24 protein-coding genes are annotated in these 26,228 nt (G+C 43.1%); 22 read left to right on the top strand and 2 right to left on the bottom strand.

Translation table 11 applies throughout. The features are described 5' to 3' along the window. Nucleotides 1-2: 2 nt before the first annotated feature. The 4 genes from ACRYKC_RS15855 to ACRYKC_RS15870 all read left to right on the top strand — a co-directional run bounded on the left by ACRYKC_RS15855 (nt 3) and on the right by ACRYKC_RS15870 (nt 2,635). A complete protein-coding gene (locus tag ACRYKC_RS15855; RefSeq protein ID WP_433808057.1) occupies nt 3-176 on the top strand; it encodes a hypothetical protein in 174 nt (57 codons plus the stop codon). Nucleotides 177-179: 3 nt separating this feature from the next. Further along, the gene (locus tag ACRYKC_RS15860) at nt 180-620 is read left to right on the top strand and encodes a YwiB family protein (RefSeq protein ID WP_433808059.1); all 441 of its coding nucleotides are present in this window, start codon (nt 180-182) and stop codon (nt 618-620) included. Next, nucleotides 617-2,284: an arginine--tRNA ligase gene (gene argS, locus ACRYKC_RS15865; RefSeq protein ID WP_433808061.1), complete on the top strand. Its 1,668-nt coding sequence runs from the start codon at nt 617-619 to the stop codon at nt 2,282-2,284. The genes ACRYKC_RS15860 and argS overlap by 4 nt, the downstream gene beginning before the upstream one ends. A 171-nt stretch (nt 2,285-2,455) precedes the next feature. After that, nucleotides 2,456-2,635, top strand: coding sequence for a XapX domain-containing protein (locus tag ACRYKC_RS15870; RefSeq protein ID WP_433808063.1), 180 nt, complete (start codon nt 2,456-2,458; stop codon nt 2,633-2,635). A 3-nt stretch (nt 2,636-2,638) separates the two neighbouring features. On the opposite strand, the gene cls is transcribed toward ACRYKC_RS15870, so the two are convergent. Next, nucleotides 2,639-3,826: a cardiolipin synthase gene (gene cls, locus ACRYKC_RS15875; RefSeq protein ID WP_433808065.1), complete on the bottom strand. Its 1,188-nt coding sequence runs from the start codon at nt 3,824-3,826 to the stop codon at nt 2,639-2,641. A gap of 200 nt (nt 3,827-4,026) precedes the next feature. Here cls and ACRYKC_RS15880 point away from each other — a divergent pair, with 200 nt between their 5' ends. The 9 genes from ACRYKC_RS15880 (at nt 4,027) to ACRYKC_RS15920 (ending at nt 16,123) form a co-directional block, all read left to right on the top strand. Beyond that, nucleotides 4,027-6,159, top strand: coding sequence for a heterodisulfide reductase-related iron-sulfur binding cluster (locus ACRYKC_RS15880; RefSeq protein WP_433808067.1), 2,133 nt, complete (start codon nt 4,027-4,029; stop codon nt 6,157-6,159). Between the two features lie 227 nt (nt 6,160-6,386). Beyond that, nucleotides 6,387-7,574: an acetyl-CoA C-acetyltransferase gene (locus ACRYKC_RS15885; protein ID WP_433808069.1), complete on the top strand. Its 1,188-nt coding sequence runs from the start codon at nt 6,387-6,389 to the stop codon at nt 7,572-7,574. 14 nt (nt 7,575-7,588) lie between these two features. Next, entirely contained in the window at nt 7,589-8,440 is an 852-nt protein-coding gene (locus ACRYKC_RS15890) for a 3-hydroxybutyryl-CoA dehydrogenase (protein WP_433808071.1), read from the top strand. A 21-nt stretch (nt 8,441-8,461) separates the two neighbouring features. After that, nucleotides 8,462-9,607: an acyl-CoA dehydrogenase gene (locus ACRYKC_RS15895; RefSeq protein ID WP_433808073.1), complete on the top strand. Its 1,146-nt coding sequence runs from the start codon at nt 8,462-8,464 to the stop codon at nt 9,605-9,607. 13 nt (nt 9,608-9,620) lie between these two features. Next, nucleotides 9,621-10,763 (top strand): acyl-CoA dehydrogenase, encoded by a 1,143-nt coding sequence (locus ACRYKC_RS15900; RefSeq protein WP_433808075.1) that lies wholly within the window; start codon nt 9,621-9,623, stop codon nt 10,761-10,763. 312 nt (nt 10,764-11,075) lie between these two features. After that, nucleotides 11,076-12,014: a methylmalonyl Co-A mutase-associated GTPase MeaB gene (gene meaB, locus ACRYKC_RS15905; RefSeq protein WP_433808077.1), complete on the top strand. Its 939-nt coding sequence runs from the start codon at nt 11,076-11,078 to the stop codon at nt 12,012-12,014. Nucleotides 12,015-12,016: 2 nt separating this feature from the next. Further along, entirely contained in the window at nt 12,017-12,649 is a 633-nt protein-coding gene (locus tag ACRYKC_RS15910; RefSeq protein ID WP_433808079.1) for a TetR/AcrR family transcriptional regulator, read from the top strand. 15 nt (nt 12,650-12,664) lie between these two features. Beyond that, a complete protein-coding gene (icmF, locus tag ACRYKC_RS15915; protein WP_433808081.1) occupies nt 12,665-15,910 on the top strand; it encodes a fused isobutyryl-CoA mutase/GTPase IcmF in 3,246 nt (1,081 codons plus the stop codon). A gap of 90 nt (nt 15,911-16,000) precedes the next feature. Beyond that, a complete protein-coding gene (locus ACRYKC_RS15920; RefSeq protein ID WP_433808083.1) occupies nt 16,001-16,123 on the top strand; it encodes a hypothetical protein in 123 nt (40 codons plus the stop codon). 177 nt (nt 16,124-16,300) lie between these two features. On the opposite strand, the gene ACRYKC_RS15925 is transcribed toward ACRYKC_RS15920, so the two are convergent. Beyond that, on the bottom strand, nt 16,301-16,618 hold the full coding sequence (locus ACRYKC_RS15925; RefSeq protein ID WP_433808085.1) for a hypothetical protein: 318 nt from the start codon (nt 16,616-16,618) through the stop codon (nt 16,301-16,303). 263 nt (nt 16,619-16,881) lie between these two features. On the opposite strand from ACRYKC_RS15925, the gene rpoE reads away from it, so the two are divergent. The 9 genes from rpoE to ACRYKC_RS15970 all read left to right on the top strand — a co-directional run bounded on the left by rpoE (nt 16,882) and on the right by ACRYKC_RS15970 (nt 26,089). Next, a complete protein-coding gene (gene rpoE, locus ACRYKC_RS15930) occupies nt 16,882-17,421 on the top strand; it encodes a DNA-directed RNA polymerase subunit delta (RefSeq protein ID WP_433808087.1) in 540 nt (179 codons plus the stop codon). Nucleotides 17,422-17,590: 169 nt separating this feature from the next. Beyond that, entirely contained in the window at nt 17,591-19,216 is a 1,626-nt protein-coding gene (gene pyrG / locus ACRYKC_RS15935; protein ID WP_433808089.1) for a CTP synthase, read from the top strand. A gap of 325 nt (nt 19,217-19,541) precedes the next feature. Then, a complete protein-coding gene (locus tag ACRYKC_RS15940; RefSeq protein ID WP_433808091.1) occupies nt 19,542-19,910 on the top strand; it encodes a response regulator in 369 nt (122 codons plus the stop codon). Nucleotides 19,911-20,067: 157 nt separating this feature from the next. Then, the gene (gene fba, locus ACRYKC_RS15945) at nt 20,068-20,931 is read left to right on the top strand and encodes a class II fructose-1,6-bisphosphate aldolase (protein WP_433808093.1); all 864 of its coding nucleotides are present in this window, start codon (nt 20,068-20,070) and stop codon (nt 20,929-20,931) included. A gap of 126 nt (nt 20,932-21,057) precedes the next feature. Beyond that, nucleotides 21,058-21,699: a fructose-6-phosphate aldolase gene (gene fsa, locus ACRYKC_RS15950; RefSeq protein ID WP_433808095.1), complete on the top strand. Its 642-nt coding sequence runs from the start codon at nt 21,058-21,060 to the stop codon at nt 21,697-21,699. Nucleotides 21,700-21,768: 69 nt separating this feature from the next. Next, the gene (murA, locus tag ACRYKC_RS15955) at nt 21,769-23,055 is read left to right on the top strand and encodes a UDP-N-acetylglucosamine 1-carboxyvinyltransferase (RefSeq protein ID WP_433808097.1); all 1,287 of its coding nucleotides are present in this window, start codon (nt 21,769-21,771) and stop codon (nt 23,053-23,055) included. Nucleotides 23,056-23,114: 59 nt separating this feature from the next. Beyond that, nucleotides 23,115-24,083 carry a class II fructose-bisphosphatase gene (glpX, locus tag ACRYKC_RS15960; protein ID WP_433808099.1) on the top strand — a complete coding sequence of 323 codons (969 nt, stop codon included), beginning with the start codon at nt 23,115-23,117 and terminating at the stop codon, nt 24,081-24,083. A 293-nt stretch (nt 24,084-24,376) separates the two neighbouring features. Then, nucleotides 24,377-25,684, top strand: coding sequence for a transcription termination factor Rho (gene rho, locus ACRYKC_RS15965; protein WP_433808101.1), 1,308 nt, complete (start codon nt 24,377-24,379; stop codon nt 25,682-25,684). Between the two features lie 159 nt (nt 25,685-25,843). Next, complete coding sequence (locus ACRYKC_RS15970) at nt 25,844-26,089, top strand: type B 50S ribosomal protein L31 (protein WP_085028210.1); 246 nt, start codon at nt 25,844-25,846, stop codon at nt 26,087-26,089. Nucleotides 26,090-26,228 lie beyond the last annotated feature (139 nt).

Here is a 26,228-nt window from a genome sequence, read left to right on the forward strand (position 1 = left end):
GGTTGAATCAATCACCTATACCTGGTAATCGCTTAATCTGGTCTAAGAATCAATCAGACATGTCAATAAATCGTTCAAACATCATTGGCGGCGAAGCACTTGCGTTTTTCTTTATGAATTCTTATAATATACAAGTTATAGTGTACGAAATTCGGTTTGAAAAAGGGGCGGAATAAAAGATGCCTAGTAACGCAATAGATGTCCAGGTTCAGCTCATGACGGAAATTAGAGATGATGACCGCAGAGAGACGATGGAAGTAAGTGAACCTGGCCAGTTCTTTACTCGCGGTGAAACCCAGGTGCTTACATTTACGGAACATCCCGATGAAGGAGAGCCGATTAAGACGATGATTACGGTCAAGCCGAATCATGTAAGCATTAAGCGGAGCGGTGGAGTAGAGATGCGCCAAGTGTTTCAAGAAGAGGTAGAAACAGAGAATTTGTATCACCATACGTATGGTGATTTTCATATGAAAACTTATACAGATAAGCTGGAGTTTCGTTCGTTGGAGGAGGCTTCAGAGGGTCGTTTGTTTCTTAGCTATCAAATGACACTAAACCACGAAGTGACTCAAGCCCATCGCTTGACGCTGACGTTTGAGGAGGAGAGCGAATCATGAATATCGTTGAACAAATGGAGCAGAAGTTGAAAGATGAAATCGTTCGTGCCGTCCTTGCAGCTGAGCTTGCCAGCGAAGAGGAGATGCCAGAGGTCGTTTTGGAGCAGCCGAAGGATAAAGCGCACGGAGATTATGCCACAAATATGGCTATGCAACTTGCTCGTGTTGCAAAGAAAAATCCTCGAGCTATTGCGACAGACCTTGTGGAGCAGTTCGATCCTTCCAAAGCCTCTATTGAGAAAATAGAAATTGCTGGACCTGGCTTCATCAATTTCTATATGAACAACCAGTACTTAACTGAAATTGTTCCAACAATTCTTAAGGATGGGGATGGTTACGGACGTACAGACAGCGGCCAAGGTCATAAAATCCAAGTCGAGTTCGTTTCAGCTAACCCGACAGGGACGCTTCACTTAGGTCATGCCCGAGGAGCTGCCGTTGGTGACTCGCTTTGCAACGTTTTAGATGCGGCGGGCTACGATGTTTCTCGTGAGTATTACATTAATGATGCAGGAAACCAGATGGCTAACCTGGCACTTTCCGTTCAGGCTCGCTACATGCAAGCGTTAGGAAAAGAGTGGGACATGCCTGAAGACGGTTACCACGGCAAGGATATTATTGAACTTGGCAAGAAGCTTGCTGAGGAAGACGGTGAGAAGTGGGTAGACGTTGAAGAAACAGAGCGTCTGCAATTTTTCCGTGAGTATGGCCTCAAATATGAATTGAATAAAATTCAAACAGATCTTGAGGAGTTCCGCGTTCCATTTGATGAGTGGTTTTCTGAAACATCTCTTTATGAGGGTGGAAAAATCGATAGTGCTCTCAATGTTCTTAAAGATAAAGGGTATGTCTATGAAAAAGATGACGCGACATGGTTTGAGACGACGAAATTCGGCGATGATAAGGACCGTGTGTTAATAAAGAACGACGGCACTTATACGTACTTGACTCCAGATATCGCGTATCACAAGAACAAGCTGGACCGTGGATTTAATACACTCATCAATATTTGGGGAGCAGACCACCATGGTTATATCCCTCGTATGAAAGCAGCGATTCAAGCGCTTGGATATGAAGAAGATACCCTTGAAGTCGAAATTATTCAGATGGTCAACCTCTTTCAGGACGGCGAAAAAGTAAAAATGAGTAAACGAACCGGAAAAGCGGTTACTCTAAGAGAATTAATGGAGGAAGTCGGAATCGATGCCATGCGTTACTTCTTCTCTATGCGTTCCAGTGATTCTCATTTGGATTTTGACATGGACTTAGCTCGTTCAGAATCGAACGAAAACCCTGTATATTACGTGCAATACGCCCATGCGCGTATTTGCACCATGTTGAAGCAGGCGGAGGAAAAAGGGCTGTCTTCTGAGAAATTTGACGGCAGTCAACTTACTTCTGAGAAGGAAGAGGACCTATTGAAGCGACTAGGTGAATTCCCACAAGTCGTTGCCGATGCAGCGGAGAAACGTACACCGCACCGAGTCACTCAATACGCATTCGACCTTGCTTCCAACTTGCATAGCTTCTACAATGCAGAAAAAGTACTGGACGAAGACAACAAAGCTCGTACGTCCGCGCGTATTGCACTGATGAAAGCTGTGCGTACAACATTAAATAATGCTCTACGACTGGTTGGCGTGTCTGCACCAGATCAAATGTAATTGCATATATTATGAAAAGGGCGTCTTTGCTAACGGGGCAGGGGCGTTCTTTTTCTATGAAATAAAAGAAAAGTGTGGATGACTTCTCTGAGAGGGTAGAGAATATAGTGAGATAGCACATAAAAAGGACGTCTTTCATCATATAATCCAGACAAAGGAGAATCGATTGTAATGAAGGAAGTTTTACTAGCACTCTCAGTAGGATTGATTGTAGGAATCTTATTCGCATCATTTAAGCTGCCGATCCCCGCTCCGCCAGCCCTTGCAGGCGTCGCAGGGATCGTAGGCATTTATTTAGGTTACAAAGTCGTCGGTTGGGTCGGCCCGATGATTGCTGATTTAATTAAATAATACTTACAGTAAAGGTCGCAGGAGTGCTGCGATCTTTTCATTTATTTTTGTACTTAAGGAACGATTGTTTAACCATGTTTCATTAAAAGGCATGGCGTCATCGAAGTCTTTTAGGTATGCCTTCCGCAGTTCTTTTAGAAACTTTTCTTCGTACACAAAAGTATTCACTTCTTTATTTAGAAAAAAGCTTCTCCGGTCAAAGTTCGCTGTTCCGATATCCGCGAACTGTTTATCAATCATGAACAGCTTAGAGTGATAGAAGCCTGCATCAAAAAAGCGAATGTTAGCTCCATGTTTATAGAGTTCGTGAAGATAAGGGATAGCAGCCTCTTTAACAAAGGGATGATCAGCTTTCATCGGAACTAAAATCTTAAGAGTGACTTCTTTTTCCAATGCTCTATGGAGTGAAGCCATTAGCTTAGGTGTGGGAATGAAGTAAGGAGTGCCGATTAATATTTCCTCTTTAGCAAACTGGATCATCTGGTCAAATTCTTTTTCTAATTCCACACCATCAGTAGCAACGATTTTCAGCTTCGATTGTCCTTCCTCTTCGTTGGCAAGGGCAGGGAACCGATTCCCTGTAGCCAGATACCAGTCATCGAGGAATATTTCGTGAAAGGCTTTGACCGCAGGGCCAGTCAAACGGAGATGATAATCTCGCCAATTTCCGAATTTCGGTGTTTCACCGATGTAATTTTTTCCGATGTTGAATCCGCCTGCATACCCGATATTTCCATCTATAACGGTAATTTTTCTATGGTTCCTGCGGTTCAATTTGTAAAAGAAATATGGGAACTCAGGCACCTCTGCAAATTGGAATTCCACACCAGCGGCCTGTAGTTCTTTTCTCATTCTTTTATTGACTCGATAGCCGCCAACACGATCCAGAAGAAGTCGTACAAGGATCCCTTCCCGGGCTTTTTCTTTTAAAATTTGCAGGAAGTTTTCACTAATATAATCGTTATCAATAATATAAAAGCAAATATCGACTTGTTTTTGGGCGTTAGAAATATCCTGGAACAGCCGTTCATAAAAGGGAGGACCGTTTTGAAACAGTTCATAATTTCCGGTTGTTTTCTTGCTAGGAAGAACCCTCGGATGCCTTTGATGGTTCATTCGTCCCATTTTAAAATCTAGCAGGACAAGTAAAATAAAGATAATAAGTAAAATTATGACTACAGCAAACACCATTTCAGCACACCTCCATAGAATCTATACACCATAGTTTTCCCGAATCCGCCAATTTACTACATGAAAAAAGATGAAAATATGTTGACTGAATGCTCATTCATAATTTATAGTAAAGCTATAAGATTCAGAAAATTTTTATGTTTCTGAGCCGTAAAAGGGAGAGTCGCTTGCTGCGATGAAAATAAAGAGGGGGAGAACAAATGAATCCGTTGTTACTGGCAAACTGGATATTGTTCCTTGGTGTAACGATCTACGGGCTTTACTTGTTTGTACGAGTTGTCCGTACACGTATCGCTTACATCAAAATGGGTAAGAAATTCGAGTTTGACGGGGAAATCAAACGTCGAATGGAGAAGATCTGGATTTATGTTTTTGGTCAGAAAAAACTTCTAAAGGATAAAAAATCAGGCGCTATACACGTCATGATGTTTTATGGCTTTCTACTTGTTCAATTTGGCGCGATTGATTTCATTTGGAAAGGACTAGCTCCAGATTCTCATTTACCACTGGGACCGCTTTATCCAGGGTTCACCTTTTTCCAAGAGCTCGTCACTTTAACCATTCTAGTCGCTGTTGTCTGGGCCTTTTATCGCCGTTATATTGAAAAGCTTGTTCGATTGAAACGTGGGTTTAAAGCAGGACTTGTCCTTCTATTTATTGGTGGATTAATGATTAGTGTATTAGTCGGAAACGGTATGGGCTTAATTTGGCACGGGCATGAAGGCGCCTGGACAGAACCTATTGCGACCTTAATTGCAAGCGCTTTCTCATGGTTGCCTCCAGCAGCAGCTGCTACTGTATTTTTCATCATGTGGTGGATTCACTTATTGATTCTGTTAACATTCCTTGTGTATGTGCCGCAATCCAAGCACGCTCACTTGATTGCAGCACCCGTTAACGTTTTTCTTAGCCGTGAAGATCCTCCTGGAAAACTGAAGCCGATCGACTTTGAAATCGATGAAGAGGCGGATGAGGAAGATGTATCCTTTGGGGTTGGGAAGGTTGAGGATTTCAACCAGCTGCAGATGATCGACTTTTATGCCTGCGTAGAATGCGGACGATGTACAAATGTTTGTCCAGCTTCTGGTTCAGGAAAAATGCTATCACCAATGGATTTGATTATTAAGCTTCGTGATCATTTGACTGAGAAAGGAGCAGCCGTTACAGGCCAATCTCCGTGGGTTCCACAATATGCTTTCTCTGGTACAGAAGGGAATACGCTGGCTCAAATGGCTCGTTCCCAAGGCTCAGATGAAGCAGCTGCCACTTTAGATGCTGTTCAGAACAAGAGTCTGATTGGTGATGTTATTACAGAAGAAGAATTGTGGGCTTGTACAACATGTCGTAACTGTGAAGATGCCTGCCCTGTTATGAATGAGCACGTGGATAAAATTATCGACCTTCGCCGTTATCTTGTCCTTACTGAAGGAAAAATGGATGCGGATGGACAACGTGCCATGATGAATATCGAACGTCAAGGAAACCCTTGGGGACTATCGAAGAAAGAACGTGAGGATTGGCGTAACCTTGATGAAGATGTGCACATCCCGACTGTAAAAGAGTTGAAAAAATCAGGAGAAGACTTTGAATACTTATTCTGGGTAAGCTCAATGGGCTCCTACGATAACCGCAGTCAGAAAATCGCAATGGCTTTTGCGAAGCTTATGAACAAAGCAGGGATCAAGTTCGCTATCCTTGGTAACAAAGAGCAGAACTCAGGCGACACTGCTCGTCGAATGGGAAATGAATTCTTGTTCCAGGAGCTTGCTGAGAAAAATATGAAAGAATTTAATAAGCATGACGTGAAGAAGATCATTACGATTGATCCTCATGCCTATAACATTTTTAAAAATGAATATCCGGATTTCGGATTGGAAGCTGAAGTTTATCACCATACGGAAATGCTCTCCAAGTGGTTAAAAGAAGGACTGCTTAAACCAGAAGGTGTCGTCAAAGAAAAAATCACCTACCACGACAGCTGCTATTTAGGGCGTTATAACGAAGTTTATCAACCGCCTCGTGAAGTGCTGGAGATGATTCCGGGAGTTGAAGTCGTTGAAATGAAACGTAATCGTTCGAACGGCATGTGCTGTGGAGCAGGCGGCGGAATGATGTGGATGGAAGAAAAATCAGGAAACCGCGTCAACGTCGCAAGAACAGAGCAAGCGCTTGAAGTCGAACCAACGATGATCTCAAGCGGATGCCCGTTCTGTCTGACGATGCTGTCTGACGGTACAAAGGCAAAAGAAGTAGAAGAAGAGGTAAGCACTATGGATATAGCGGAAATCCTGGCTAAATCCATTTTTGAAAAAACCGAAGAGAAAACGGCTTAATTCTAATTTGCCGATATCTTTCGTCATTTGATGATAAAAGTGAATTTATGCTGAAATATAACCTCATTTGCCGATTTTTAAGATGAGGTAGTAAAAATTAGGTGAAACATTATGAATTTTGTGGAAAGTGTACACTATTTTAGGTACACTTTCCTTATGGGGCGAAATTGAGCGAGCGTTCAATCGTCAATTTTGAAAGCGTTATCAATAAAGGGAGGAAATCAAACATGCGTAAAACAGTAATCGTTTCAGGAGCACGTACACCTTTTGGGAAATTCGGAGGAGCTTTGGCACCGCTGACTGCTACTCAGCTTGGAGGCATTGTAATTAAAGAAGCATTGAAGCGTGCGAATTTCAATGCTGAAGAGGTAAATGAAGTCATCATGGGCACAGTTTTGCAAGGTGGGCAAGGGCAGCTTCCGTCTCGTCAGGCCTCGCGTGAAGCAGGTATCCCGTGGGATGTGAAGACAGAAACGGTCAATAAAGTGTGTGCATCTGGAATGAGAAGTGTGACAATGGCGGATCAGTTTATTCGACTTGGTGACGAAGAAGTCATTGTGGCCGGCGGAATGGAAAGCATGAGCAACGCACCTTACTTTATGCCAAAGGCACGCTGGGGTTTACGCATGGGAGATTCACCTGTGAAAGATATGATGGTTCACGATGGACTGACGTGTTCCTTTGAAAATGTACACATGGGGAATTACGGCAACCGTACAGCAGAAGAATTCGAGTTAACAAGAGAAGCTCAGGATGAATGGTCTTATCGTAGTCATCAGCGTGCCGTGAAAGCAATTGAAGAAGGTACGATGGCTGAGGAAATCGTTCGTGTAGAAGTACCTCAGCGAAAAGGGGATCCGGTGTCTGTAGACCATGACGAAGCGCCAAGAAAAAATACTACAATCGAAGCGTTATCTAAGTTACGTCCTGTTTTTGACAAGAATGGAACGATTACAGCGGGGAACGCTCCAGGGGTCAATGACGGTGCTTGCGCGATGCTGCTGATGTCAGATGAAAAAGCGAAAGAACTGGGAGCAGATACACTGGCAACGATACTGGCACACGATGAAGTAGCGGTAGAAGCGCAAGACTTCCCGCAGACACCAGGCCTTGTAATCAATAAACTTTTAGAAAAAGCAGGAAAGTCCATAGATGAAATCGACTTGTTCGAAGTTAACGAAGCATTTGCAGCCGTATCACTGGCAAGCGGTAAAATTGCCGGTCTTGATCCTGAAAAAGTAAACGTCAATGGTGGAGCAGTTGCGCTTGGTCACCCGATTGGAGCAAGCGGTGCGAGAATTTTACTTACACTGGCTTATGAACTGAAACGCCGTGGCGGTGGTCTTGGAATTGCTGCGATCTGTTCAGGTGGCGGTCAAGGCGATGCTGTTCTAATCGAAGTACCGAAACAATAGGGGAGGGACGATATATGACAATCAACCAAGTGATGGTTATTGGAGCAGGACAAATGGGAGCAGGAATTGCTCAGGTCTTTGCTCAATCTGGCCTTAATGTTAAATTGAACGATCTACAACAGGAAGCACTGGATAAAGGATTGAACGGAATCGAAAAACGACTCAATCGTGCGGTTGAAAAAGGAAAAATGTCCGAGGAAGAGAAACAGACGGCGCTTGGCCATTTATCTGGAACAACGAAGCTGGAAGATGCGTCTGACTGTGATCTTGTTATTGAAGCTGTCGTTGAAAATATGGACGTTAAAACAAAAGTGTTTAAAAACCTGGATGAAATTACACCAGACCATGCCATTCTAGCGACAAACACATCGTCCCTTCCAATTACTGAGATTGCGGCTGCAACAGACCGCCCTTCGCAAGTGATAGGCATGCATTTTATGAACCCTGTGCCTGTCATGAAGCTAGTTGAAATCATTCGTGCCATCCAGACAAGTGATGAGACGTATCAGGCAATCGAAGATATGGCGAAAAAGTTGAATAAGTCACCGGTAGAAGTTGAAGATTTCCCGGGATTTGTTTCCAATAGAATACTGATGCCGATGATTAATGAAGCGATCTACACTGTGCATGAAGGAGTTGCTTCCCCAGAGGACGTTGATACGGTTATGAAGCTTGGGATGAATCATCCAATGGGACCGCTCACTCTAGCTGATTTCATCGGACTTGATACATGCTTATACATCATGGAAGTGCTTCATGAAGGTTTCGGGGACAGCAAATACCGCCCTTGTCCGCTGCTGCGCAAATACGTCAAAGCCGGCTGGCTTGGTAAGAAGTCAGGCCGAGGATTCTACATCTACGAATAACATGTGAAGGGGAGAATGACGATGCACTTACAGTTTACGGATGAACAACAAATGATGCGGAAAATGGTGCGGGACTTTGCTGAAAAAGAGGTGGCTCCTGCTGTAGAGCGAATGGAGAAAGAAGACCGCTTCCCTAAAGAACTGCTTCCAAAGATGGGAGAGCTTGGTCTTATGGGAATTCCCATTCCTGAAAAATACGGCGGAGCAGAGATGGATTATACCTCTTACATCATCGCCATTCATGAACTTTCTAAAGTGAGTGCGACCCTTGGCGTGATCCTGTCTGTGCACACGTCTGTCGGCACGAATCCGATTTTGTATTTCGGAGCAGAGGAGCAGAAACAAAAATATATTCCGAAGCTGGCTTCAGGCGAATACTTAGGTGCTTTTGCCCTGACAGAACCAAGCGCTGGTTCTGATGCAAGCAGCTTGAAAACCCGAGCAGAAAAACGCGATGACCATTACATTCTGAACGGTTCAAAGGTGTTTATCACAAACGGCGGTGAAGCAGATACGTTCATTGTATTTGCTAGAACAAACCCTGATGTTCCAACTGGAAAAGGATTGAGTGCATTCATAGTGGAGAGAGATACGCCGGGGTTCTCGATCGGAAAAGCAGAGAAAAAGATGGGCTTGCATGGATCCAGCACGGTTTCCCTAAATTTTGATCAATGCGAAGTACCGGTTTCTCAGCTTTTAGGGAAGGAAGGAGAGGGCTATAAAATTGCTCTCTCCAACCTGAACATGGGCAGGATCGGAATCGCCGCGCAATCTCTCGGCATTGCAGAAGCAGCCCTTGAACATGCGACAGCTTACGCAAAAGAACGTGTCCAGTTCGGTCAGCCGATCGCAAAGCTTCAAGGTATCTCGTTTAAGCTTGCTGACATGGCAACAGCTGTAGAAGCTTCCAAACTGCTCGTTTACAATGCGGCGTCTATGCAGCAACAAGGCGTAAAATGCGGAAAAGAAGTATCCATGGCTAAACTGATGGCATCTAAAACAGCTGTGGACACAGCAATCGAGGCAGTCCAAATCCACGGAGGTTATGGATACACAGAAGATTATGCCGTTGAACGTTTCTTCAGAGACGCAAAGGTATGTGAAATATATGAGGGAACAAGTGAGATACAGCGAATAGTAGTTAGCAATCACTTGATTAGAGATTGAGGAGGATTTGAGGATGAATTTTACTTTAACAGAAGAACAAGAAATGCTCCGTAAAATGGTACGCGACTTTGCAAAAAATGAAGTCGAACCTACGGCGGCTGAACGTGATGAAGAAGAAAGGTTCGATCGTGAGATTTTCGATAAAATGGCTGAGCTTGGATTAACAGGGATCCCTTGGCCGGAAGAATACGGCGGAATAGGCTCAGACTTCGTAAGCTATGTAATTGCGGTAGAAGAGCTGTCTCGTGTGTGCGCATCCACAGGCGTAACGCTATCGGCTCACATTTCATTAGCCAGCTGGCCGATTTTTAAATTCGGAAATGAAGAGCAGAAGAAAACGTATCTTTCACAACTGGCTACAGGTGAAAAACTAGGAGCTTACGCTCTATCTGAGCCTGGCGCAGGAAGTGACGTTTCTTCTATGAAAACGCAGGCTAAACTGGATGGAGACCACTACGTGTTAAATGGAAACAAAGTTTGGATCACAAACGGTGGGGTCGCTGACCTTTACATTGTTTTTGCTAAAACTGATCCGGAAGCAGGCAGCCGCGGGGTGAGCGCGTTTATTATTGAAAAAGATACCCCAGGGTTCACAACGGGTAAAAAAGAAAAGAAACTGGGAATTCGTTCATCTCCTACAACGGAATTGATTTTCGAAGATTGTAAAGTTCCTAAAGAGAACTTGCTTGGAGAAGAGGGGCAGGGATTCAAAATCGCAATGATGACCCTTGATGGCGGACGAAACGGAATAGCTGCACAAGCCGTTGGTATTGCTCAAGGAGCCTTAGATGAGTCAGTTTCTTACGCGAAAGAAAGAGAGCAATTCGGCAAACCGATCGCTAAACTGCAAGGAATCTCCTTTAAGCTTGCCGATATGGCTACACAAATCGAGGCTTCAAGGCTATTAACCTATCAAGCTGCTTATCTAGAATCAGAAGGGCTACCGTACGCAAAAGCTTCTGCGATGGCGAAGCTTTATGCTGGAGATGCTGCGATGAAGATTACGACAGAAGCCGTTCAAGTTCACGGTGGATATGGTTACACGAAAGACTATCCAGTCGAACGCTACATGCGTGACGCTAAAATCACCCAAATCTACGAAGGCACCCAAGAAATTCAACGCCTCGTTATAGGAAGAATGGTAACGAAGGATTAAGTGTGGAATCGCCCGGGGAGACTCGAAATGCATAAGCAGAAAACCATCGTGAAGTGAACTTTCTTCACGAAGAATTTCTGCTTATGTCACGAGAGTCTTGGCGATGGAGCCGGATAGGACTAAGTGCGGAATTACCTTGGTCAGCCTCGACAAGCTTAAGACGAAGAACGCAATCTTCTGTTGCAACCTCGAACTGCCCCTCGTCCTGAGCCAAGTGTGGTGAAGACTGAACGGAGGCGTATAAACTAAGCTGCACTAGAGACGAAATAACTTTTTCATAGGTAAGACCGATGATAGAAAGGTGACAAATATATGCATCCACTCGCTGAAAGGATTCAAAATCAAGATATGAGGGCTCTCGCCAGGGCCATCACATTGGTTGAAAACGACGATGAGAAAAAACTGGAACTGATGAGTGATATTTTTTCCATCAAGAAAAGAGCTCACTACATTGGGATTACTGGTTCGCCTGGGGCGGGGAAAAGCTCCTTAATCAACCGGGTTCTTACTTATTTAAGAAGCCATGATCTGACAGTAGCGGTCATTGCCGTTGATCCAACCAGTCCTTTCAGCGGAGGTTCACTGCTTGGCGACCGTACTAGAATGAACCAGCACTTTATGGATCCTGGAATATTCATTCGCAGTATGGCTACAAGAGGTAGCCTGGGAGGTTTGGCCAGAGCCACTAAGGATGCGATTCGTGTCTGTGACGCCTATGGTTTTGATATCGTGCTTGTAGAAACGGTAGGCGTCGGACAGTCAGAGCTCGACATTATGAAAGTCGTTGACACAACTGGGCTTGTTCTTACACCAAACAGCGGAGATGTCTTACAAATATTTAAAGCAGGGATTATGGAAATTGCTGATCTTTTCATTATTAATAAGGCAGACCTCCCTGGTGTAGAAAAGCTGAAGAACACATTAGAAGAATACATGATGATTGCTCAGCCTAAAGGCTGGCAGCCGCCGATCATTAAAACGATCTCCACTGAAAATGAAGGGATGGAGACGTTTTATGAAAAAGTTAAAGCTCATCAGAATTACTTATACGAGACAGATCAAGGTCTTAAACAAAGAAAACAGCAATTAAAGTTGGAAGTCTACGAATTAATTCGAGAGGAAATTTGGCGTGAAGTGAAGGCAGAGATTGAAGAGGATCGAGAAAAACAACAAGTGTTCCAAGATCCGAGTGCAGATCCTTATCAATTGGCCCGCTCCTGGTTTCAGGAATGGATGAGAAAAGGAGAATGACGATGGCCAAAAACCAAGTTCCTTCTTCAATAAAGGATGAAATGCTAGTTCTGAAGCGGCGTAACCAAATGGTCAGAGGGGCTGTATCACTTTTTATTGAAAAAGGTTTTCATAAGACGACTACAAGAGAAATTGCAAAAGCATCAGGTTTTAGTATTGGAACACTTTATGAATACATCCGTAAAAAAGAGGATGTGCTTTTTCTAGTCTGTGATTCGATCTACCAGCGAGTGAAAGAGAGAATGGAAGCCTCAATCGATCCAAATCAAGCGAGTATTCAAAGTCTCGTTCATGCGATTCGCTCGTATTTTCAGCTCATGGATGACATGCAAGATGAAGTACTTGTCATGTATCAGGAAGTTAAATCTTTGCCCCGTGATGCACAGGACTATGTTTTGCAAAAAGAAAGAGATATGGTGGCGATGCTTGAACAAGTCATTGTCAACAGCCTCTCCGAAAAGCGGTCAGATCTTGAAATTAAACTGATTGCAAACAACATCTTTGTTCAGGGGCAGATGTGGGGGTTCAGACGCTGGATTTTACAGCGGACATTCACGCTTGAATCTTATACAGAAACTCAAATTCAGCTGTTATTAGAAGGATTAAAAGAAACGGAAAAAGAAAGTTCTAAGTAAAGGAGGAGATCGGACATGGAACAGCCGACGGTTTATCAACCGAAAAATCCCGTTCGATTCGTCACAGCTTCCAGTCTTTTTGATGGGCATGATGCTTCCATTAATATCATGCGAAGAATATTACAATCGACTGGAGCAGAAGTGATTCACCTTGGTCACAACAGAGCAGTTGAAGATGTAGTCAACGCTGCCGTTCAAGAAGATGCACAAGGGATTGCCATATCTTCTTATCAGGGAGGACATGTCGAATATTTCAAATACATGGTAGATTTATTGAATCAAAAAGGTGCAGGGCATATTCGAGTGTATGGCGGCGGGGGTGGAGTCATCATCCCCAGGGAAATCAGAGAGCTACATGAATATGGAGTCGCTCGCGTATTTTCTCCTGAAGATGGAAGAACCCTTGGGCTTCAAGGCATGATCAATCTCATGATTGAAGAATGTGACTTTTTACCGCCATTGAATGTGGAAAAAAGTGTTGCGGAACTTTCTGAAGGAAACCACCAGGCAATCGCCCGATTCATTACGTACGTAGAGAACACCACGAAGGAAGAGAGAGAAGCTGTTGCCGCTTTTGAAACCGCTGTCAAAAACACAGTGGATAAAAAAGTGCCTGTTCTTGGAATCACAGGTACAGGCGGAGCAGGAAAAAGCTCTTTGACGGATGAATTGATCAGGAGGTTTATCAACGAAATTCCTGATAAGAAGATTGCTATTTTGTCCGTAGATCCTACCAAAAAGAAAACGGGAGGGGCGCTTCTAGGAGATCGTATCCGTATGAATGCGATCTTCAATCCACGTGTGTATATGAGATCGATGGCGACAAGGGACGCAAGATCAGAACTTTCGAAATCGATCGAAGAAGCCATCCAGGTGGTGAAAGCGGCAGGCTATGATTTTATTATTGTAGAAACAAGCGGAATCGGTCAGGGGGATGCAGCGATCACTGATGTAACGGACTTGTCCATGTACGTGATGACGGCTGAATTCGGAGCTCCATCTCAATTAGAAAAAATTGATATGATCGACTTTGCTGATTTTATTGTTATTAATAAGTTTGAGCAGAAAGGTTCTGAGGATGCGATGAACCAAGTGCGCAAGCAGTATCAGCGCAGCCACATGCTCTTCCATGACGACGCTTCGAAATTTCCTGTTTTCGGTACGATCGCCAGTCAATTCAATGACCCAGGTACAAACACACTCTTTGCTGCAATCGTTGATCAATTCAATGAAAAATATTCTTGGCAGGATCAAACCTCGCTTGAACGTGTCGATAAAGTAGAAAAACAGAATGTCATTATCCCGAATGAACGAAAGCAATACTTGCGTGATATCTCTCTTGCCGTTCGAAATTATCATAAAAAGACAGAAGATCAAGCAGAAAAAGCTCGCAAACTTTACCAATTGAAAGGTACGTTGGAAGAGTTGACAGATGAAGAGACGAAGGCGAGTATTGAGCGCTTGATTGAGGATTACGAGAAGTCCATTGACCGTGAGGCAAAAGAGAAATTAGAGGATTGGGATGGTTTGCACGAACGTTACAGCGGGGACACGTACACGTTTAAAGTGCGTAATAAAGAAATTACGATGGACCTCACGACAGAAAGTCTATCAGGATTGAAAATTCCTAAAGTCGCTCTGCCAAACTATTCAGATTGGGGAGACCGTTTGACATGGCTGCTCCGTGAAAATGTTCCAGGCGCTTTTCCTTTTACAGCAGGAGTTTTTCCATTTAAGCGAAAAGGAGAAGATCCGAAGCGTCAGTTCGCCGGAGAAGGCACACCGGAACGTACCAACCGTCGCTTCCACTATCTATCAGAAGGTGACGATGCTAAACGTTTGAGTACGGCCTTTGACTCCGTAACCCTATACGGAGAAGACCCGGATGAGCGCCCCGATATTTACGGAAAAGTTGGGGAGAGCGGTGTGAACATCTGTACATTGGAAGATATGAAGAAATTGTATGATGGATTTGACCTTGTCGATCCAACCACATCGGTTTCAATGACGATCAATGGTCCGGCACCAATTATTCTGGCCATGTTCTTCAATACAGCGATCGACCAGCAAATGAATAAATTCCGCGAAGAAAATGGCCGTGAGCCTTACGAAGAAGAAGCGGCTCAAATTAAAGCGGATACGATTCACGTTGTCCGCGGAACTGTACAGGCGGATATTTTGAAAGAAGACCAGGGTCAAAACACATGTATTTTCTCAACGGAATTCGCGTTACGAATGATGGGGGATATCCAGCAATATTTCATCGATCATCAAGTGCGTAATTATTATTCCGTTTCCATTTCCGGCTATCACATTGCAGAAGCTGGAGCGAATCCAATTTCACAACTTGCCTTCACACTTGCGAACGGCTTTACGTATGTTGAGTATTATTTAAGCCGCGGTATGGATATTGATAAGTTTGCACCGAACCTTTCTTTCTTTTTCTCAAATGGCCTTGATCCAGAGTACACAGTCATGGGGCGCGTAGCGAGAAGAATCTGGGCGATTGTCATGAAAGAAAAATATGGAGCGAACGAGCGAAGTCAGAAGCTGAAATATCATATCCAGACCTCGGGCCGTTCCCTGCACGCTCAAGAAATCGACTTCAATGATATTCGTACAACGTTGCAAGCGTTAATTGCGATTCAAGATAATTGTAATTCCTTGCACACGAACTCTTATGATGAAGCGATCACGACACCGACCGAAGAATCTGTCCGTCGTGCAATGGCGATCCAAATGATCATCAGTAAAGAATTCGGATTAACGAAAAACGAGAATTCCCTGCAAGGTTCCTATATTATTCGTGAATTAACAGACCTTGTAGAGGAAGCCGTTTTGCGAGAGTTCGAACGCATTAATGACCGCGGTGGAGTTCTTGGAGCGATGGAACGCCAATATCAGAGAGGTAAAATTCAGGAAGAATCCCTTTATTATGAAGGGAAAAAACACTCTGGTGAGCTGCCGATTGTCGGCGTAAACACCTACTTGAACCCGAACCCGCCTTCTGAAGAGCAAATCGATTCTATGGAATTAGCGAGAGCCTCTAAAGAAGAAAAAGAGCACCAGATCACAGAGCTTAGAAACTTCCAGGAATCAAACAAAGATCATGTTGAGGAAGCCTTAAATCGTTTGAAACAAGTAGCGAGCGGAGGCGGCAACATTTTTGAAGAATTAATGGAAACTGTCAAAGTCGCAAGCCTCGGCCAAATCACCAACGCTCTCTACCAAGTTGGAGGACAATATAGAAGGAATATGTAATAGTAAGTGCGGAGGCGACTGTACAGCGACGTACGAACTGGACTGAGCTGGAGGAGATAAAGGAAACACGAAGAACGGAGTGATTCGATGTTGACTTATCGTACAGAAGCGAGGGAAGTTACGCTAGTCGATAGGAGCCACAGCCGGATAGAAAGAAAAGCGGAAACACTCTGGGTGAACGCAATTAAGCTAAAGCATTACTCCTTAACGTAGAAGGATAGCGCCCTAACTTGCGGCAATTGCGCCCTAACGCACACCTATAGCGCCCCAACTCAAGCCAATAGCGACTTAACGCCAAACAATAGCACCCTAACGAAATCTACAAAAAGCGCCCTGCCTTATAAAGACAGGGCGCTTAAATTATCGATTAAGCGTAACAATAGGATAAAATTAGTGACCTCCACCAATCTGATCTTTATCATGAGCCTGGTTAATTTCAGTCACATATGGCTTCTTCATTCCATACCATTCATAAGTAACATTGTAATGCTCACCTGCTTCAAGAAGCATCCAGGTACTTGTATCTTTCACGTGCAGTTTTTTATCATTGAGATGAATGTAGTAGCCGTCTTCATTATGAGTTTTTTCTGTCAAGGTTGCCTCTTCCAGGTGCTTAGAGTGAATCATTCCATAGTTGTAAGTCAGCCAGATTGCAACAATTGCAACTATAATGATCGTTGCGATCCAGTTAAAAGGGTGGGTTTTCATAATACTTCTCTCCTTTATGTTCGTCCATTGCCTTCTATTATTTTAAATTAAAATAAAGAGAACACCAAGTTTCATGTCTATCATTAGTTTGTTAAAGGTGTTTATTTTCATGTAGGTTTGGTTAGAAAGTTAAAAGAAGACCCTTCTATTATCTATTTGATTTTTATAAGGTCAAAACATATAATGGATGGTATGATTAAATGTGATTCGTATGCCTGTGAGGCCATTTATTCTATATATTGAATATAAAGGAGTGCTGGATCGTGAGCTTAAAAGAACTGAGCCAAGAGCAAATTGATGAAATTTCTATGATTGACCTTGCAACGATCATTTTAGAAGAAGAGAAAGAAGCGATTGATTTCAATGAAATCTTCCACCGAATTGCTTCTATGAAAGGTTTCAGTGAAAAGCAGAAAGAAGAATACATTTCGCAATTTTACACTGACATGAACATTGATGGCATGTTCATGACGATCGGGACAAATAAATGGGGGCTTAAACGCTGGTACCCTGTAGAACAAATGGAAGAAGAAATTGCTAATCTTCCACAGAAACGTAAGAAGAAAAAGAAAAAGAAGAAACCTTCCAAGCTTCTTGAAGATGAACTTGGAGTTTCAGAATACGATGCTGAAGACGATGATCTGGAAGAAGATCTTGATCTTACAGATGAAGATTTAGATCTGGATGATGATGACGATGAATTTGAAGGTGACTATGAAGATGATGACCTCGACGAAGAGGAAGAAGAAATAGTAGAGGATGACATCAGCTTTATTGGTGATGACGAAGAGAACGAAGAATAATTTTGATGGATGGTTGACTTTCAAAAGTCAAATCAGTACAATCTTATTTGGGCTCTTTAATTTCTTAAACGAAATGTTCAAACGCTCCCCGCTCGGTGGGGAGCGTTTTTTATTTTTTTAAGCCTTCCTTATCATTACTTTGCTTAAATAGCGAATAACTATAAAGACTATGAGAGAAAGAGGGATCATCGTGGCAACAAAATATATCTTTGTAACAGGTGGTGTTGTATCTTCCTTAGGAAAAGGAATTACAGCGGCATCCTTAGGACGGTTATTGAAAAATAGAGGACTGAAAGTAACCATTCAGAAATTCGACCCATACATTAACGTTGATCCGGGAACGATGAGTCCTTATCAGCACGGAGAGGTTTTTGTAACAGAAGATGGGGCGGAAACGGACCTTGATTTAGGTCACTACGAGCGTTTCATTGATATTAACTTGAATAAATTTAGTAACGTGACAACAGGAAAAGTTTATTCCAATGTCATTAAAAAAGAACGTCGCGGTGATTATCTAGGCGGGACGGTTCAGGTTATTCCACATATCACTAATGAAATTAAAGATCGCGTTTTCCGTGCAGGGCATGAGACAAATGCGGATGTTGTCATTACAGAAATCGGCGGAACTGTAGGCGATATCGAATCGCTTCCATTCCTTGAGGCGATTCGTCAGATCAAGAGTGACATCGGCCGTGAACATGTGATGTACATTCACTGTACACTTGTGCCTTACTTGCAAGCTGCTGGAGAAATGAAAACAAAGCCAACTCAGCACAGTGTAAAAGAACTGCGCTCTCTAGGTATTCAGCCTGATGTCATCGTCTTGCGTACAGAAATGGAAATTTCTGAAGATATGAAAGAAAAAATTGCCCTTTTCTGCGACATTAATAAAGAAGCTGTCATTGAAGCTCGTGATGCGGATACTCTTTATAACGTACCAATCACATTACAGGATCAAAAGCTTGACCAGATCACATGTGATCACTTCGGTTTGGATTGTCCACCTGCTGATATGGCCGAATGGAATAAGCTGATTGATCAAGTGAAGAACTTGCAAGAGAAAGCGACGATCGCTCTTGTTGGTAAATATGTTGAGCTTCCGGATGCTTACATTTCCGTTGTAGAAGCATTGAAGCATGCTGGATACAGCTACAATGCAGATGTTGATGTGAAATGGGTAAACTCTGAAAACATCACGCGAAGCAATGTATCTGAAATGCTTCAAGGTGTTGATGGTATCCTTGTTCCTGGCGGATTTGGAGATCGAGGAATCGAAGGTAAGATTGAAGCAATTCGTTATGCTCGTGAAGAGCAAGTGCCTTTCTTAGGGATATGCCTTGGTATGCAGCTTGCTACAGTTGAATTTGCGCGTAACGTCTTGAACCTTAGTGGAGCTCACTCTGCAGAAATTGATCCGACAACGCCTCATCCGATCATTGACCTGCTGCCTGAGCAAAAAGAAATTTCTGATTTAGGAGGAACTCTAAGATTAGGGATTTATCCTTCTCGTCTGAAAGAAGATACAAGAGCGATGGAAGCTTACGGTAAAGAAGTGATTTATGAGCGTCACCGTCACCGCTTTGAGTTCAACAATCATTATCGTGAGCAAATGGAAGCAGCAGGCTTTAAGTTCTCTGGAACAAGTCCTGATGGTCGTCTAGTTGAAATCATTGAAGTGGAAGATCACCCTTGGTTTGTTGCGAGTCAGTTCCACCCTGAATTTAAATCTCGTCCAACTCGTCCACAAGAATTGTTCCATGGCTTTATCGGAGCAGCAATGAAACAGCAATACTAAAAGAAGGAAAGGCGAAGAGAAAAATCTCTTTGCCTTTTTTTATTATATATAGAGAAAAACCCTCCACCTCAGGTCATCCAATTTCTGGATGACCTGAGGTGGAGATTTTTGGGTTTTTACTAATGCTTTTTAAAGGGTATGGTTTTTAAAGGACAAGATTCTACTTGATTCGATTAGAAGCAATTTTTATGAGAAAACTTGTCAGAACCGAACATACATACGCAGGAATATGCTGTAACCCTATCGAATTTGTAACGACACAAAGAAAATAGTATAGGGCGTATAAGAACAAATGCCCTAAAAATAAGGAAAGGCAGGGAATACCATGGCAAATAAAATTCTCATCGTTGACGATCAAGCCGGGATACGACTTTTATTAGAAGAGATACTTAAAAGTGAGGGGTATGAGACCGTCTCCGCTAAAACAGGCAAGCAAGCCCTTGAGATTATGGAAGAACAGGACTTGGATCTTGTAATCATGGATTATAATCTGCCGGTCATGCATGGAAAGGACGTTCTCCGTGAATTGGATGATAGAGATTATCAATCTCCTATTCTTATTATTACAGGATTATCTAAGACCCAAATCGAAAAGGAAGTGGATTACTCATTCGTTCGTGAGGTTATTCCTAAGCCCTTTGATATCCATAAAATGAAAGATTTGGTACAAGGATCGCTCGCTCACAGCCATTAATTTTCTTTTTTTAAAATGTAAGCGCTATATACTTGAAGCGGCTGTTGCACCATGCTAAGGGTATTGGTATTCTAATACTGTAGCAAAACTTACATGGTGTGTTTTCCTATGGAAACAGACTTGTAAATAAAGAACGATTTATAAAGGAGGATCTTTCATGCCGCTAGTATCAATGAAAGAAATGCTAGAAAAAGCTAAGGAAGAACGCTACGGTGTAGGTCAGTTCAACCTAAATAATCTTGAATATGCTCAAGCAATTCTTCAGGCTGCTGAAGAAGAGCAATCCCCTGTCATCCTAGGTGTATCTGAGGGTGCGGGCCGTTACATGGGTGGTTTCAACGTTGTCGTTGACATGGTGAAAGCACTTATGAAATCTTACGGTACAACTGTACCAGTTGCAATCCACTTGGACCACGGTTCAAGCTTCCAAAAATGTGCAGAAGCGATTCACGCTGGTTTCACTTCTGTAATGATTGATGCTTCTCACGATCCACTTGAAGAGAACATCGCTGTTACGAAAAAAGTTGTTGAGCTTGCTCACATCCACGGTGTTTCTGTTGAAGCAGAACTTGGCCGTGTAGGTGGACAAGAAGACGACCTTATCGTTGACGATGCAGAAGCTGCATACGCGATTCCATCTGAGTGTAAGCAATTGGTTGACGAAACAAACGTTGACGTATTTGCACCTGCACTAGGTTCTGTACACGGTCCTTATAAAGGAGAGCCGAATCTTGGCTTTGACCGCATGGAAGAAATCATGGGTCTTGTAGACAAGCCACTAGTTCTTCACGGCGGTACAGGAATTCCGACAGCAGATATCAAGAAAGCTATTTCTTTCGGTACTGCGAAAATCAATGTAAACACTGAGAACCAAATTGCTCAAGGCAAAGCTGTACGTCAAGTACTAGCGGATCAGCCTGAGCAGTATGATCCTCGTAAATATCTAGGACCTGGTCGCGACGCGATTAAAGAAACAGTAATCGGTAAAATGCGCGAATTCGGTTCTTCTCAAAAAGCTTAATAAAGCATATGCACCAGGAAGCCGTTACGAAGTAGCGGTTTCCTTTTCATGATTTGTGAAAACGCAATCATTTTCAGTTTTCGTCCATTAGCTTTGGGAACTATTAAAAAATCGAGGTGTATTGAAATGAAATTTTTTATTGATACTGCGAACATTGAAGATATCCGAGAAGCAAATTCCTTGGGAGTTCTAGCAGGTGTAACGACGAATCCGAGTCTTGTAGCTAAAGAAGGTGTCTCTTTTCACGAGCGGCTGAAGGAAATTACCGCAGAAGTTGAAGGGTCTGTCAGTGCAGAGGTCATTTCTGAAGATGCTGAAGGAATGATTAAAGAAGGAAAAGAACTAGCGGCTATTGCTCCGAATATTACAGTTAAAGTTCCGATGACGCTTGAAGGTTTAAAAGCAGTCAAAGCTTTTAGTGAATTGAACATTAAAACCAATGTGACGCTTGTGTTCTCTGCAAACCAGGCTCTGTTAGCCGCACGTGCAGGAGCTACTTATGTTTCACCTTTCCTTGGCCGTCTCGATGACATTGGTCACAATGGTGTAGAGTTAATCGCTCAAATCTCTGAAATCTTTGACCGTCACGCGATTGATACGGAAATCATCGCGGCTTCTGTCCGTCACCCTGTGCACGTTACGGAAGCGGCTATGCACGGAGCGCATATTGCAACAGTACCATTCAAAGTTTTCAGCCAGATCGTCAAACACCCGCTTACGGACCAAGGTATTGAAAAATTCCTCAATGACTGGAATAATCAAAAATAACTAGATTGAAATGGAAAAATATGCACATAATAATGGCATAATCTTTACGTTTAAAGCGAGGAGTATTTCATGCATAAACTACTAGTCGAAGGTGGGAGCCGCTTACGTGGACAAGTTCGTGTTAGCGGGGCGAAAAATAGTGCTGTTGCTTTGTTGCCAGCTGCTATCTTAGCTGAATCTACAGTTAAAATTGAAGGATTGCCGGACATCTCTGATGTAGGCATCTTATCGGATTTACTGAGAGAAATTGGTGGGGAAGTACACAAGGATGGAAGAAACATCAGTATTGACCCTTCCAATATGGTTGCCATGCCGCTTCCAAACGGAAAAGTTAAGAAACTGCGTGCTTCCTATTACTTTATGGGTGCCATGCTGGGCCGCTTCAATAGAGCGGTCATCGGACTGCCGGGTGGATGCCACCTCGGTCCTCGTCCAATTGACCAGCATATTAAAGGGTTTGAAGCTCTTGGTGCCGAAGTAACCAATGAGCAAGGCGCTATTTATTTGAGAGCTAAAGAACTGCGTGGAGCGAGGATCTACTTGGACGTTGTGAGTGTAGGTGCAACGATTAACATTATGCTTGCTGCTGTCAGGGCTAAAGGGAAAACAGTCATTGAAAATGCGGCAAAAGAACCTGAAATCATTGATGTAGCTACTTTACTTACAAGTATGGGGGCTAAAATCAAAGGTGCAGGCACCGATGTGATCCGTATTGAAGGAGTAAAAAGTTTATCAGGCTGCCTTCATACTATCATACCGGATCGAATTGAAGCAGGAACTTACACAATTATGGCTGCTGCCCAGGGGGAGGAAATGATCATTGATAACGTCATTCCTCAGCACTTGGAGTCCCTTTTGGCCAAACTTCGTGAAATGGGCGTCACTATTGAGGAGAATGATGAACAGCTTTACGTGAAGCCAGGAGACAAACTGAAAGCTGTTGATATCAAAACACTGGTTTATCCAGGTTTCCCGACAGACCTCCAGCAGCCATTTACTTCGTTACTTACGAAAGCAGAAGGCACAGGTATTGTCACTGATACGATTTATCAGGCCCGTTTCAAACATGTCGATGAACTACGCAGGATGAATGCTTCTATTAAAGTAGAAGGGGGTTCTGCGATTGTATCAGGACCATCGAAACTCCAGGCTGCAAAAGTGAAGGCATCTGACCTGCGTGCCGGTGCTGCTCTTGTCATAGCCGGATTGATGGCTGAAGGTGTCACTGAAATCACTGGTGTCGACCACATTGAAAGAGGTTATGAAAACATCACGAACAAGCTGATTGAGCTTGGTGCTAAAGTCTGGTATGAGGAAATGTCAGACGAAGAAGTCGAACAATTCCAGGATTCTTAATGTGAACAGTACTTCCATGGGGAGATGAGGAAAAATCTTTATAATGGGGAGAGATAACCATGGAAAGAAGTTTATCAATGGAATTAGTGCGAGTAACAGAGGCTGCTGCATTATCATCTGCACGTTGGATGGGAAGAGGGAAAAAAGACGAAGCGGATGATGCAGCAACTTCTGCCATGAGAGATGTTTTTGACACCATTCCGATGAAGGGAACAGTCGTCATCGGTGAAGGTGAAATGGATGAAGCTCCTATGCTTTACATAGGGGAGAAACTGGGGAATGGTTATGGCCCGCGTGTGGATGTGGCTGTAGACCCGCTTGAAGGAACGAATATTGTCGCGCAAGGAACATGGAATGCTCTTGCTGTAATTGCAATAGCGGACCATGGACAGCTATTACATGCACCAGATATGTATATGGATAAAATCGCTGTTGGTCCTGAAGCAGTAGGGAAAATTGATATCAATGCATCCATCGCTGAGAATTTGCAAGCTGTTGCCGAAGCAAAGGACAAAGAAATCGAGGATGTTGTGGCAATTGTTTTGAACCGCAAGAGACACCAGGGTATTATAGAAGAAATTCGTGCAGCTGGAGCACGTATTAAGTTGATTCCAGACGGTGACGTAGCTGCCGCAATCAACACGGCCTTTGATGATACAGGGGTTGATATCCTATTCGGTTCTGGGGGTGCCCCTGAAGGCGTCCTTGCTGCTGTTGCACTCAAGTGTTTAGGTGGAGAGATTCAAGGGAAATTACTTCCATCAAACGATGAGGAGTTTGAGCGATGCAAGAAAATGGGTATCGAAGACGTCGATCGCGTCCTTTACATGGATGATTTCTGCGGAGGTGATGACGCCATTTTCGCAGCCACAGGCGTGACAGATGGTGAATTGCTTCAAGGTGTCCAGTTTAAAGGACAAAAGGCAACCACTCAAACGCTTGTCATGCGTGCTAAATCTGGAACAGTGAGATTCATTGATGGGAATCATAGTTTGAAGAAAAAACCTAATCTTGTTATTAAACCATAAGATCAATGGGAAGCCGGTAATCTCGGCTTCCTCCTATTCTACGAAAACTTACCTCAGACGTCCTGCCTGAAAAAATCTTAAAATGGGATTGAATCCGCAAATAGACAAGAGTAAAATAAAGATTGTTTGTTAGAGAGGAAACCATGGACGATAAATCTCCGTAAGCTTCTAAGCAATTACTTCACTCAACTTCTCCTTTTTCTTCCATACATCATATTCAAGAGAAGTCACACTGTTTTAATAGTAAGCTTACATTCAAGATTGAAAGAAAAATATATAAAAGTGGTGATTTTGTGGCAGATTTAACAATCTCCAACCTAGAGACGATGACTTTAAAGGGTCTTTATGAGAAAGCAAGACAATATAAAGTCTCATACTATGCAAAGCTGACAAAAAGAGAATTGATTTTTGCCATTCTTAAAGCTCAAGCAGAGAAAGATGGATTTTTATTTATGGATGGGATTCTGGAAATCATTCCTTCTGAAGGGTTTGGCTTCCTAAGACCGATCAATTATTCTCCAAGTGCAGAAGATATTTATATTTCTGCGTCTCAGATTCGCAGGTTCGACTTAAGAAACGGAGATAAAGTATCAGGAAAAGTACGCCCACCAAAAGAAAATGAACGGTATTACGGCTTGCTGCATGTGGACGCGGTGAACGGGGAGGATCCGGATTCAGCTAAAGAGCGTGTGCACTTCCCGGCTTTAACTCCTCTGTATCCAGATCGTCAAATGAAACTTGAAACTGAACCGAAAATGCTTTCTACTCGGATTATGGACGTTATGTCTCCGGTAGGGTATGGACAGCGTGGTTTAATCGTCGCTCCTCCAAAGGCTGGAAAAACGATGTTGCTTAAGCAGATTGCCAACAGCATATCCAAGAACCACCCAGATTCAAAACTGATTATTTTGCTTGTTGACGAGCGTCCTGAAGAAGTGACGGACATTGAGCGTTCTGTCGATTCCGACGTTGATGTAGTAAGCTCAACCTTCGATGAAGTCCCTGAAAACCATATTAAAGTTTCTGAATTAGTTCTTGAACGTGCGATGCGTCTTGTTGAGCACAAACGCGATGTAATTGTACTGATGGATAGTATCACAAGACTTGCACGTGCTTACAATTTGGTTATTCCACCAAGCGGGCGTACTCTCTCTGGAGGAATTGATCCCGCAGCCTTCCACCGTCCGAAGCGCTTCTTTGGTGCGGCTAGAAACATTGAAGAAGGTGGAAGCTTAACGATATTAGCAACGGCCCTTGTAGACACCGGCTCTCGTATGGACGATGTCATCTATGAAGAGTTCAAAGGAACAGGAAACATGGAGCTGCATCTTGATCGCAGTCTCGCTGAACGCCGTATTTTCCCAGCCATTGATATTCTGCGTTCAGGAACGCGTAAAGAAGAATTGCTTATTCAAAAAGAGTACCTTGATAAAATCTGGGCGATTCGCAAAACGCTGTCAGATACACCGGACTTTGCGGACCGTTTCCTGCGCCGTCTTAAATCTTCGAAGAATAATGAAGAATTTTTTGAGTTAATGAATAAAGATATGCAAGGAAAATCCTCTCAAGGCCGCCGTACACAAGCCTCATATAAGGGATAACCGATTTTTGACAAATGTCGATCGTATCTTGCATTAGGGTTTGTACCCTGTTATAATCTTTCTATGTGAGTTTCAGTAAAAGGTGTAACGACTAACCTTCAACGGCTCTTACAATAACTCTGTTTCCAAAGGATTCAGGGCAAAAAGGAGTGGAAGAACATGAAATCAGGAATTCATCCAGAATACCGTAAAGTTGTATTCCTAGACACAAGTTCTAATTTCAAGTTTCTAACCGGATCTACTCAAACATCCGAAGAAACAATCGAGTGGGAAGATGGAAACACGTATCCATTGATCCGCGTAGAGATTAGTTCTGCGTCTCACCCGTTCTACACAGGTAAACAGAAAGCTGATAAAGCTGGTGGCCGTGTGGATCGCTTCAAGAAAAAATATAACCTTTCATAATAATGAGTGGTCGTCATATCGACGGCCATACATCATTTTGAACAAAAACAGGCAAATTGTCTCTTAAGTTTGCCTGTTTTTTTGTCAAAAAAAGCTCATTTCATTAAACATGATTGAACCTATGCTGTAGCTGATCTGC

Source organism: Halobacillus sp. A1-3 (genome assembly GCF_050971765.1).
Classification (GTDB): domain Bacteria; phylum Bacillota; class Bacilli; order Bacillales; family Halobacillaceae; genus Halobacillus; species Halobacillus mangrovi_B.